At 49.0% G+C, this 11,768-nt stretch carries 13 protein-coding genes; 11 read left to right on the top strand and 2 right to left on the bottom strand.

The window, feature by feature from the left end; all coding sequences use genetic code 11:
* Positions 1-59: 59 nt before the first annotated feature.
* The 11 genes from JHD74_RS09835 to JHD74_RS09785 all read left to right on the top strand — a co-directional run bounded on the left by JHD74_RS09835 (position 60) and on the right by JHD74_RS09785 (position 10,232).
* Positions 60-845, top strand: coding sequence for a helix-turn-helix transcriptional regulator (locus JHD74_RS09835; RefSeq protein WP_199062610.1), 786 nt, complete (start codon positions 60-62; stop codon positions 843-845).
* A gap of 277 nt (positions 846-1,122) precedes the next feature.
* Complete coding sequence (gene hxsD, locus JHD74_RS09830; RefSeq protein ID WP_199062608.1) at positions 1,123-1,374, top strand: His-Xaa-Ser system protein HxsD; 252 nt, start codon at positions 1,123-1,125, stop codon at positions 1,372-1,374.
* Positions 1,371-2,765, top strand: a complete 1,395-nt coding sequence (gene hxsB, locus JHD74_RS09825; protein WP_199062606.1) for a His-Xaa-Ser system radical SAM maturase HxsB — start codon at positions 1,371-1,373, stop codon at positions 2,763-2,765. Before hxsD ends, hxsB begins: the two co-directional genes overlap by 4 nt.
* The gene (gene hxsC, locus JHD74_RS09820) at positions 2,758-3,867 is read left to right on the top strand and encodes a His-Xaa-Ser system radical SAM maturase HxsC (protein ID WP_199062604.1); all 1,110 of its coding nucleotides are present in this window, start codon (positions 2,758-2,760) and stop codon (positions 3,865-3,867) included. Before hxsB ends, hxsC begins: the two co-directional genes overlap by 8 nt.
* Complete coding sequence (hxsA, locus tag JHD74_RS09815) at positions 3,867-4,445, top strand: His-Xaa-Ser repeat protein HxsA (protein ID WP_199062602.1); 579 nt, start codon at positions 3,867-3,869, stop codon at positions 4,443-4,445. The genes hxsC and hxsA overlap by 1 nt, the downstream gene beginning before the upstream one ends.
* Positions 4,446-4,875: 430 nt before the next feature.
* Complete coding sequence (locus JHD74_RS09810; RefSeq protein ID WP_199062600.1) at positions 4,876-5,322, top strand: PTS sugar transporter subunit IIA; 447 nt, start codon at positions 4,876-4,878, stop codon at positions 5,320-5,322.
* A 25-nt stretch (positions 5,323-5,347) separates the two neighbouring features.
* Entirely contained in the window at positions 5,348-6,742 is a 1,395-nt protein-coding gene (locus tag JHD74_RS09805; RefSeq protein ID WP_199062598.1) for a PTS mannitol transporter subunit IICB, read from the top strand.
* Positions 6,739-8,007, top strand: coding sequence for a zinc-binding dehydrogenase (locus tag JHD74_RS09800; RefSeq protein WP_199062596.1), 1,269 nt, complete (start codon positions 6,739-6,741; stop codon positions 8,005-8,007). Before JHD74_RS09805 ends, JHD74_RS09800 begins: the two co-directional genes overlap by 4 nt.
* 6 nt (positions 8,008-8,013) lie before the next feature.
* A complete protein-coding gene (glpX, locus tag JHD74_RS09795; protein ID WP_161711881.1) occupies positions 8,014-8,985 on the top strand; it encodes a class II fructose-bisphosphatase in 972 nt (323 codons plus the stop codon).
* On the top strand, positions 8,936-9,529 hold the full coding sequence (locus JHD74_RS09790) for an MltR family transcriptional regulator (protein WP_306110033.1): 594 nt from the start codon (positions 8,936-8,938) through the stop codon (positions 9,527-9,529). The genes glpX and JHD74_RS09790 overlap by 50 nt, the downstream gene beginning before the upstream one ends.
* Positions 9,507-10,232 carry a nucleoside/nucleotide kinase family protein gene (locus JHD74_RS09785; protein WP_199062594.1) on the top strand — a complete coding sequence of 242 codons (726 nt, stop codon included), beginning with the start codon at positions 9,507-9,509 and terminating at the stop codon, positions 10,230-10,232. Before JHD74_RS09790 ends, JHD74_RS09785 begins: the two co-directional genes overlap by 23 nt.
* Here the strand turns inward: JHD74_RS09785 and JHD74_RS09780 are convergent.
* Both JHD74_RS09780 and asr read right to left on the bottom strand, forming a co-directional pair.
* Positions 10,215-11,036 carry a serine protease gene (locus JHD74_RS09780; protein ID WP_199062592.1) on the bottom strand — a complete coding sequence of 274 codons (822 nt, stop codon included), beginning with the start codon at positions 11,034-11,036 and terminating at the stop codon, positions 10,215-10,217. The genes JHD74_RS09785 and JHD74_RS09780 overlap by 18 nt on opposite strands.
* 293 nt (positions 11,037-11,329) lie before the next feature.
* Positions 11,330-11,620, bottom strand: coding sequence for an acid resistance repetitive basic protein Asr (asr, locus tag JHD74_RS09775; RefSeq protein WP_024530164.1), 291 nt, complete (start codon positions 11,618-11,620; stop codon positions 11,330-11,332).
* Between the last annotated feature and the right edge of the window lie 148 nt (positions 11,621-11,768).

Genomic DNA, 11,768 nt, shown 5'->3' with positions numbered 1-11,768 from the left:
GATAGCGATTGTTCGATTACAATCATCAGGACAAAAAACAATGAAAATGGGACTGTGGCATGGCGTTGATTTTACAAAATCAGCTTTTTGATCCGGATAGTTACTCCGCTCCGGTGGTGGGGATTAGTGCCGAACTGGCGGATCATGATTCTGGCGAACATCAGCATCAACGAGCCCAGATCCTCTATGCTCCACGTGGTTGTATGACGGTGACGTTAGCCGAACGCTGGCTGATCCTGCCGCCTACGCGCATTATCTGGATACCGAGCGGCGTGAAGCATCGCGTGCAACTGCGCGGGCAGGTGGCTTACCGCTCGCTCTATTTTGCGGATATAACGATGTTGGCAATGCCGCACAGTGCGGTGTTGGCCGCCAACCCGTTACTGGCAGCGGTGATAGAACGCATCGCACATTGGCCGTTTGACTACGCGCAGCGGCACCCCCAGGCGGAAGATCTGTTGCGAGTCTTGCGCAACGAATTGAGCGTGGCGGAGCAGGAAAATACCAGCTTGATGCTGCCGAGCGATCCTCGTATAGCGGCTTGGATTGACGGCTTAAACGGCGTTGACCAGCTACCCGGGCTGGTGGTATTGGCCAAGGCGATCAATCTCCATCCTAAAACATTAACGCGAATTTTCCTGCGGGAAACCGGGTTGAGCTATCAGCAGTGGTGCCAGCAATGGCGTTTGATGCACGCCATTGAGCTACTGGCGCAAATGCCTTCCGTAAGCGCGGTTGCGCAGCGGCTGGCCTTCTCTAGCGACAGCGCGTTTATCGCCTTTTTCCGTCAGTATACCGGCACCACGCCCAAGCGGTTTATGGCGGGAGGGGAACGAGGTATTTAAATACGTCTCTGCATTTAAGGTTGGTTGGACACGCAGTTTTAGAAACGAAAATTTAAACACTAATGAAAAACATGCAGAAATAATAATTTTCAAAAGTAATTATTTCAAAATCACAGTTTATTGCATGGATTTAGGAACTTTTATGAGATAACTCACGATTATTATAATCAATTGAACGTAATATCAGGCCAGGTAGATAACAAAAAAACACAAAAATATGAATTGAAGGTTTTCTCAAGGCAATGGAGTTGTGAAATTGGAAAAGAGAATAAGGAAAATGCAGCATTCTGAATGGGTTATCAGAAATGCCTTGTATTGGGTAACAACCCACTCACGATGGAAAATCGATGAAGGAGAATTTGATTGGGTTATCACGTTCGATACCTTTACTGATGAGTGCCAATTTGAATTCGCACGACTGCTGAACGACTATCAACTTCGTGAAATACTGTATAAACAAACTGGCCACGTCAGAGCTTCTATCATCGATAGGGTATTGATCAACATTGACGCGAGGCTTGCTGAATGAAGCTTATGCCGTTTAACTTTGACAGGTTAAGTAATGGCGATGTTTTCATCAGTAACCTGGCTGGTTTTCACCATATCATCGCTGAAAAAGACTTTCCAGCGTTGATAAAAAGTTCTATTACCGACGATAAATTTGCTAATGAGGTTTTAGAAAGCCAATTATTCCTCACTGAAGAGGATAATCATTCCCTTACGGCCTCCGCCCTGAGTTCTGGCTTTGCTAAACGGCTGATGAGCGACCTGGCCGTAAACCCGATCTTTATGATTGTTCCAACATTAAGATGCGATCACACCTGCAAGTATTGTCAGGTCAGTCGTACTGCGGTAGGGGCTAAAGGGTATGATCTTGACGCAAACTTGATTCCGCTGATCGTCAAACAAATAAAAAGGCTGGCTTCACCCCCTTACAAAATTGAAATACAGGGTGGGGAGCCGTTTCTTCGTTTTGATCTCATACAGTTAATCTATGAGCAGTGTGAACAGACCTTGGGAGACGAAGCTTTTGAAATAGTCATTGCCACGAGCTTGTCTCTACTGGATGCATCGATTATCTCATGGGCTAAGCAGCGCAATATCTCGTTTTCGGTTTCTCTCGATGGTGAGGAAGGTGTTCATAACAAAAGCCGCATTCTTGCCGGAAATGTTTCATATACAAAAGCGTCAGATGGAATTCTCAGAATTAAAACCGAGTTAGGAAAGGAGCGAGTATCTACAGTCACTACCGTGACAAAGGAGTTGATCAAAAATCCTTCGTCAATCATCGATGCTCACTTGTCACTAGATTTGACCGATATTTTTGTAAGACCAGTGAGTCCATATGGATTTGCACATCATGACAACTTTTCGTTTTCAATGAGTGAATATTATACGTTCTACAAGACACTCATCGATCAGATTGTCGAGCATAACAAAAAGGGCATTCCGCTTGTTGAACATTCAGCTGCAATACATCTAAAACGGATTTTTAATCCAGGATTCAGCGGTTATGCCGATCTGAAGTCACCCTGTGGTGTGGTTCTGAATTGCATACTGTTTAACTATGATGGACGTGTCTATGGAAGCGATGAGAGTCGCATGCTGCAGAAAGTTAATCAGGCTGTTGATTTCAGCGCAGGGCGAGTCGCGGACATGTCATTTTCGAAAAGTGATTACTACCGCGCGGTATTAGCATCGTCATTCAACTTTGCACAACCCGGTTGTGACACCTGCGCCTACCAACCTTTTTGTGGTGCGGACCCATGCCAGAACATCAGTGTACAGGGGGAACCCAATGGCGATCGAAGCAGGTCCACGTTTTGTCATTATCATAAAGGCATGTTCCGTTTTTTGATGAACGCCCTAGCGGAAAATGGGGATATCGCACACGTATTGAAGGGATGGGTGTATGCCTGAAGTTATCAGGAACGATATTTTTAGCTATCAAAGTGAAGGGATGGTGACGCCAGGCTTCTACCGATTATGCAAGGCCAAGCCAGAAAACCCTCAATTTTACCTACCTAACTTGTTGGTAACTGCCGAGAGCCTGACAGGCCAACATGAGCCTTTTTACTCAGCTTGTATTACCAGCAAAAACCTTTTTCAATCAATTGAAAACGGTGATATTGCGATCGTTAACAACGGCAATATGCTGCGTGTCATTTTATCGCGAAAAGCCAATCACAATACGGTTTTGGTTACTGAGCGCTGCAATAACCAGTGTTTATTTTGTTCACAGCCCCCTAAGCGGGTAAACGATGACTGGTTACTGACTCAATCTGCATTGGCTATTGCCGCTTTCAATCATGATGGTGTAATCGGGGTCAGTGGAGGGGAGCCTTTATTATATGGTGATCAATTCTTGGCTTTCCTCGATTTTCTTATCGAGAACGTCCCTGAAACGTCATTGCATGTGTTAACTAACGGTCGGAGGCTTTCCGATAGCCACTTCGCCAAACAGATTAAGCAAAGATGTGAAAGTTTAAATATCACTTTTGGTATCCCTTTATATTCATCTCGCCAAAGCGTTCATGATCATCTGGTTGGTAGCAGCGGAGCCTTTGATGAAACCGTTCGCGGATTAATTAATGCTGGGAATTTGGGTGTAAATATCGAATTGCGATTTATACCCACCAAAGCGAATTATCGTGATTTACCTCATCTCGTTGAATATGTTGGACGTGTATTTTCAAATGTCAATCAGTTCTCAATTATGGGGCTGGAGCCAGTGGGATGGGCAAGAAGTAATTGGAATGGATTGTTTACGTCACCTGAGGTTTATTCAAGCTATCTGAAGGAGTCTGTTGAGACGGCATCTCGATCAGGGCTCAATGTAGTGGTTTTTAACTATCCTTTATGTCATTTACCCAGTGAGTTATGGTGTTACGCTGTCCAGTCAATTTCTGATTGGAAAAATTTTTATCCACAAGAGTGCGAGTCATGCAGCAAAAAGTCACTTTGTGCTGGTTATTTTAGCTCGTCAAAAGGGCGTTTCCATCAATTACCGAGACCTATATAATGAAAAAAATCAACTTTGCAGCATTGCTTCCAGGTTTTTTGGCATTAAATAATTCTGTATGGGCAAATGATTCAGCGACTGAGATCGGGAATATTTCAAATATGTCTCTCAGCGAGCATGATTTGATTCTGGCTCCATTGAATACGGGTGTTCCGTTTTATATCGCGGGCCATCGTAGCCATAGTAGTTCGCACCGTTCTTCTTCTGGTGGCGGTTACAGTACGCCTTACTATCCGAAAGCGGTGATCACGCCCGCACCAAGCACGAGTTCGGGTACAAGTTCATCTGTGCGTTCATTCAGTTCCAATAATGAAGCGTCTACAACGAGGTCTGCTACGGTGACCGGCTCAAATTCTGGAATGGGGGCATTAACGGCGGATAAAGAAAAAAGGCGAAGATTGATCATGAGGGTCCAGTTCGCCTTATTTGATAAAGGTTACTACGATGGTGTCATCGACGGTGTTATGGGGCCTTCAACGCGAAGCGCCTTGAGTTCATACCGTATCGATTATCATCTTCCAGCATCCGAGACCTTGGATAGTCAATTACTTAACTCTCTCGGCATTTTAGCGCGTTAGTCTTGATTGAGTTCATCGCAGGCGGCTCGCCTGCGAGATACCAAGATCGTGGCAAGTTGATGGGATCGATCTTGAGGGCTTATAACAATGGACTTGCGTGAGCTCTGTTGCTGGGCACGAAGCCTGGCTGATGGGAATGCGGTATGGTGTGAAATGAGCAGCGATTTGCAATGCCATTAATGTGATTTATATCACGAAATATATATTATTATTAAATAATTTAAATGCAATAACGATCACATTTATTCTATTGACAATGCCATATTTTTAAAATAATCATCATTTTTTTGTGAGCCAGATCTTCAATTGCAATGTATTTCACATTAAAAGTGATTTCAATCACGAAATGGTATCGGATTGCGTTTCCCGTTATTACTCCATAAGCTGCAAAGCAATTCCCAATCCTCTTGGAATAACGATAGGAAAAAACATGAATGGATTGATAGATTACTTCCCGGAAAATGCATTTACCGTTCACCAGCAAGACTGCGACTGGCAGCAGGCTATTGATTTATCGATGCGCTGTCTGCTTGAAAATAATATCGTTGAGCCGCGTTATGTGGCGGCAATAAAACACAGCACGCAAAATAATGGCGCATATTATATTCTTACTCCGGAAGTGGCCATACCCCATGCACGTCCGGAAGAAGGGGCTTTGGGCACGGCATTAACCCTAACGGTATTGCCGCAGGGGGTATATTTCAATGATGACAATCCGCAAGTAAAAGTGTTAATCGGCCTGGCGGCGAAAGATGCTGACAGCCATATCAATGCTATCCAGCTATTGAGTGAAATGTTCTGTGATGACCAGGCAATTAAACAGCTTACTCAGGCAGTTAAGGTATCAGAAATAAAAGAAATCATTCAGCGCTTCTGATTTTACACATTCAAGGATCAATATAATGGCCAATAAAACAATGCGAGCCAGAGTGCAAGCTTTTGGCGGGTTCCTGACGGCTATGGTAATCCCTAATATCGGCGCATTTATTGCGTGGGGATTTATTACGGCACTGTTTATTCCCACCGGCTGGATGCCTAACGCCCACTTTGGGCAACTGGTCGGGCCGATGATCACCTATTTGCTACCGCTGATGATCGGTTCCACCGGTGGCTACCTGATCGCGGAAAAACGTGGCGCGGTGATGGGGGGAATTGGCACCATCGGCGTGATTGTGGGGGCCGATATTCCCATGTTCATCGGCGCGATGGTGATGGGGCCGCTGGGCGGGGTGATCATCAAATATATCGACACCAAGCTGGATAAGCGTATCCCCGCTGGCTTTGAGATGGTGGTTAATAACTTCTCACTGGGGATTATCGGCATGTTCTTGTGCCTGTTTGCCTACGAGGTGATTGGCCCAGCGGTACAGCAGGCTAACCATTTGGTCCGTGCTGGCATTGAATCTCTGGTAGCCACTGGATACCTGCCGCTGCTATCGATTATCAACGAACCGGCGAAGGTGCTATTCCTGAATAACGCCATCGATCAGGGGGTGTATTACCCGCTGGGCATGCAGGATACGGCGGTGAACGGCCGCTCGGTGTTCTTTATGGTGGCCTCTAACCCTGGCCCAGGGCTTGGTATCCTGCTGGCGTTTTCGCTGTTTGGCCAGGGTATGAGCAAAAAGTCGGCACCGGGCGCGATGATTATCCATTTCCTCGGGGGGATTCACGAACTCTACTTCCCGTATGTGCTGATGAAGCCGCTGATGATCATTGCCATGATTGCTGGCGGGATGGCGGGGATCTACGTGTTTGATCTGATGGGTGCCGGTTTGGTTGCCGGGCCCAGCCCGGGTTCAATCTTTGCCTATCTGGCTCTGACGCCGCGGGGTGGCTTTGCTGGCACTTTGGCGGGCGTCGCCGCCGGGACACTGGTTTCGTTCCTGATTGCCGCACTGATCCTGAAAACCGAGAAAAAGCAGGCGACCGAAGACAGTTTTGATGACTCACAGCGGCAGGTGAAAGCCTTGAAAGCTGCGGGCAAGGGGCAGCCACAGCCGATCCGCCACATCGCGTTTGTTTGTGATGCAGGTATGGGCTCTAGCGCGATGGGGGCAACTACCTTCCGTAAACGTTTGGAGAAAGCCGGGGTGCCGATCAGTGTGAAGCACTACGCCATTGAAAATATTCCGCCGGAAGCCGACCTGATCGTGACGCACTCTAGCCTGGAAGGGAGAGCCGACCGGGTGAGCGATAAGCCCAAAGTATTGATCAGCAATTATCTCGGTGACAGCAATCTCGATCGTTTGTTGGAACAACTGGTTGCCACACACTCAGAAAAGGAAGCCGTATGAAAACCCAAGCCGCCGCTATTTATGGCCAAAACGACGTTCGCCTGCGTGAGTTTGAATTACCGCCGCTAGGTGATGATGAACTGTTGGTTAAGGTCATTTCCGACAGTGTGTGCCTGTCTACCTGGAAGGCTGCCAAATTGGGGGCTAACCACAAGCGGGTGCCTGATAATGTTGCCGAACACCCGGCGATCACCGGCCATGAATGTGCCGGGATCATTGAGCAGGTGGGCAAAAATCTGCAGCAACGCTACCGGGCTGGGCAACGTTTTGTGCTGCAACCGGCGATGGGATTGCCGAGTGGTTATTCGGCGGGTTACAGCTACGAGTATTTCGGCGGCAATGCCACCTATATGATTATTCCACAGCAGGCTGTGGAGCTAGGCTGTGTATTACCGTATGAAGGCAGCTATTTTGCGGCGGCCTCTTTGGCAGAACCGATGTGCTGCATCATAGGTGCCTATCATGCCAATTACCATACGACGCAATATGTCTATGAGCACCGCATGGGGATCAAACCCGGCGGCAACGTGGCGTTATTGGCCAGTGCCGGGCCGATGGGCATTGGTGCGATCGATTATGCCATCAACGGCAACATCCGCCCTGCGCGGGTAGTGGTTGTGGATATCGACGAGGCACGTTTGGCGCGGGCCAGATTGCTATTGCCGGAAAGCGTAGCGCGTGAAAAAGGCGTTGAACTGGTGTATTTCAACAGCAGCAAGGCTGCCGACCCGGTAGCTGCCTTACGGGATCTGACACAGGGCCACGGCTTTGACGATGTCTTCGTTTATGCTGCGGTGGCCGATGTGCTGGTGTTGGGGGATGACCTGCTGGCTGAAGACGGTTGCCTGAATTTCTTTGCGGGCCCAACCGACAGTGAATTCAAAGTGCCGTTTAACTTTTACAACGTGCATTACGCATCCACACATGTTGTGGGCACTTCGGGTGGATCGACGGGGGATATGTTGGAGGCGCTGCAACTGACCGCTGAAGGCCGCATTAATCCTTCGGTGATGATCACCCATATTGGTGGGCTGGATGCCGTGCCGGAAACCATCATCAACCTGCCTTCGATCCCCGGCGGGAAAAAGCTGATCTATAACTTTGCTACCATGCCGTTAACTGCAATTACCGACTTCCCAGAGCTCGGGAAAACAGACCCATTCTATGCCCGCCTGGCGGAACTGGTGGCTGAAAGCCACGGCGTGTGGAACGAACAGGCCGAGCGTTTCCTGCTGCAACATTTTGGCGTGGAAACAGGGGTATAACTGCCGATGAAATCGCTGGCTTATGACATTGTACGCACCACTCAACAGGCTGCATTGGCTGCCTGGCCGCTACTGGGCTGTGGTGATAAAAATCAAATTGATGGGGTGGCCGTCGCGGCCATGCGTCAGCAACTGAGCGGCATGGCCATGCAGGGGCAGATTGTGATCGGTGAAGGCGAAATCGATCAGGCCCCCATGCTGTATATCGGTGAACGGCTGGGGAGCGGGCATGGTCCGGCTGTGGACATTGCTGTTGATCCTATCGAAGGCACGCGGATGGTGGCCATGGGCCAATATAATGCGCTGGCCGTGATCGCCTTTGCCCCACACAATGCCTTGTTGCATGCCCCAGACATGTATATGCGCAAGATGGTGGTGGGGCCAGGCGCTAAAGGGGCTATCGATTTACGGTTGCCTCTGGAGCAAAATCTGCGGCAAGTAGCGCAGGCGTTGGGTAAGCCATTGCATCAACTGCGCATGATCACGCTGGATAAACCACGTCATGAACTGATTCGCCAACAGGCGCAGGCGCTGGGGGTGAAGATTTTTGCCATTCCTGATGGTGATGTTGCCGCTAGCCTGATGACCTGCCTACCAGGTGGTGAAGCTGACATCATGTATACCTTGGGGGGCGCGCCAGAAGGGGTCATATCGGCCTGTGCGGTGCGTTTGCTGGGCGGAGATATGCAAGCCGAGCTGATCGATTTCTGCCAGGCGAAAGGTGATACACCAGAGCACAGAATACTGGCGCAGGAAGAACGGCGACGCTGCAGCAACATGGGAATTGAGATTAACACCATTTTGCCGCTCCATGCTCTGATCGCCAGCGATGAGGTGATTTTTTCGGCAACCGGGATAACCAAAGGTGACATTATCGGCGGAATAAAACAAAAAGAGGGGTACTTGAGCACAGAAACCCTTATGATTAATGGTACCGACGGATCGTGTAATAAAATTCATACATTACACTTGCATTGATGGTATCGCAGGACGAATGAAAACGCTGACAGAAGATGAAATAATTGAACAACTGGACGAGCAGGAACAGTTGCTCAATTGGTTACAGAAGGCAAATGAGATTTTATTTTCTGCTGTCAAAACCTATTTGCCACAGGTGTTTGTCAATAACGATCCCGATATACTCGAATATGCGGTAAAGCCATTGCTGGCAAAATCTGGCCCTTTGGACAATATGGATGTCTCCCTGCGCTTATTGTACGCGTTGGGGAAAATCAAAAAAACCGTTTATGCCGATATCATCTGTCTTTCACAATTTAGCCAGCATGTGCAGGCGGAAAATAGCTCACTGAGCTTTCATGATGAAATGACCTTTGATTTTATTGCCAACCTTAATGCCATTACGGAAAACGAACAGCTTTTCAGTGCGATAAGAAAGATGAAGTTTTCCAGCTTTGAGGTTTTTAATACCGAGCGCTACGGCAACATGATTAAAACCGGATTAACGCTGGCGGTGACTTCGCTGTTAAAGGAACTGACCAATGAAAATAGCGCTAACTGTTAATGGGCTGACGATCGATGCCTTTTTTACCGATGAGGAGGTCGAGCAGGTACATTTACCTTTACTGCGCCTGTTGGCCCAAAAGCAGCAGCAAAAGGGGGCGCGCCTGGTGGTATTTCTGGCGGCACCTCCCGGCAGTGGTAAATCGACGCTGACGGCCTTCTGGCAGCATTTATCTGCACAGTGTGATGAATTACCGGCATTGCAAACTCTGCCGATGGACGGCTTTCACCGTCCTAACTCCTGGCTTGATGCGCAAGGGGTGCGCAGCAAGAAGGGAATGCCAGAAACCTTTGATCGTCAGCAGCTCGAGTTGGCGTTGGCTTCACTCGATCAACCACGTCCATTCTGGCCTAACTACGATCGCGTGTTGCACGATCCGGTGCCCAACGCTATTGAGGTGACTGCGTCGGTAACGATCGTAGAAGGTAACTGGTTATTGCTTGATGAACCAGGTTGGCGCGATCTGGCACGCCACAGCGACTTAACGTTATTTATTCAGGCACCAGCACAGCAACTGCGGGCACGGCTGATCGAGCGTAAAATGCGTGGTGGTTCAACACTGGAGCAGGCCAGCACTTTTTACCAGCAAACCGATGGGCCAAACGTTGATAGGGTATTGCAGCACAGTTTGCCTGCCACCATTACCCTCCTGTGGGATAACGGTGGCCTGCGCTGTCCGGAGGGGTTATTTACCGGCGGCTAACAGATCTAAAGCATCGCGAATGCCGGTAACTGACAGCGCGCGGTTATCGGCACGGTAGCGGTCTTGTGCGGCGGGTGCAGAACTCTGGATAGCGATAAGTCGCCAACCTTCGGCGGTCTTCAATATCAATGGAGAACCACTGTCACCGGGTAAGGTATCGCACTGGTGTGATAGCACGCCCTGTTGCGCCCAACCGGTGACTTTACAATTTTGATGGCTGTACAAATCGTCCAGATGATCTTCCGGATAACCGGCCTGGGTGACCAGGCGCTTTGCCAGCTTTAAGGTTTGCGTTAACGCTTTTCCGTCACCTTGCCATAATGGCAACGGTTTAATCGCCAGCGGCTTGTTATCTTTTAACCTGATCAACGCAAAATCATACGCTGCCGCCGCCGGTGGCACGATCCAGCCGTCGCCATCCGCCTTCAGCTTCTTGCCTAATGACTTATCAACCAGCGTTTCGATATTTTCCGTCTGGTATTGCCAACCTTTACTGCCAGAAACAAAGCGCAGCGCAACGGCCTTATCAAGATTGCCGGGAGGGGCCAGTACGCAGTGGCCTGCGGTGAGCGCCAGATGGGGAGAGATCAGCGTAGCGGTACACAGATTACCACTGGCGGTTTCTACCTGACCAATGGCCTGCCACGGCCAACCGCTGGTTTCGGTCACTTTAATACGGTCGTCTTTGCCAAAAAACAGACGGGTTTGATCGGCCGCGGACGCCTCGGAAGGGCTATCAGCATGCGCAGAATGGGATAAAACCAAAGGAAATGAGCACAACAACATTAAAACAGGGATGCGCATAGGTTTGCCTGACAAATTCGGATCATCCATAGTCACACTGAATGCTAACTATAGACTGATTTAGCCGCTGTGTAGATGGTCGGCGATTGATTTTCCGATAATTTCCTGAGAAAAATCGGAGATTACAGATAAAAAAAGCTGGCGATGAGCCCGCAAACGATCAGGGTGCCAAGGATGATTTCGAACCGATAGCGACGCAGCATAGACAACCCCCGATGAAAAAACACCCGGCGAACCGGGTGTCGGACAAATCTTACCAGAACAGGTGAGGGGTGCCTCACACCGGTTGACTATCAGGCAGCTGGGGTTGCTGCTTTCTTGCTGGATTTTTTGTGATGCTTTTTAGCTGCCTGAGCTTTCTGGGCCGGGGCTTTTTTGCCGCTGGCTTTGTGGTGCTTTTTGGCTGCTTGAGCTTTTTGCTCGGTGGTTTTCTTCGCGTGATGTTTTTTCACGTGAGTGGTTTTGGCCGGCGCAGTCTGAGTAGTGGCGGCTGGTGCAGCAGCAGGAGCGGCAGCTTCAGCGGCGAACGCGATAGATGACAAGCCCATTGCAGCGGCAACAACCAGAGCTAATACTTTTTTCATCGGTAGATCCTCAAATGTCTGTTGGTTTGTAACCCCACTGCGAGGCCGTTGAAATAATCTTATGCAAACCGAGGATTACTTTCCGTGAGTGATTGGTTTCGGCGTGTAACCTAATGTACGAGTGCCTGGGGGAGGGAGCGTTGCTGCT

The sequence above is a fragment of the Serratia sp. ASV30 genome (assembly GCF_016428815.1).
Classification (GTDB): Bacteria; Pseudomonadota; Gammaproteobacteria; order Enterobacterales; family Enterobacteriaceae; genus Chania; species Chania fonticola_C.
This window is presented reverse-complemented; position numbering and strand designations above follow the sequence as displayed.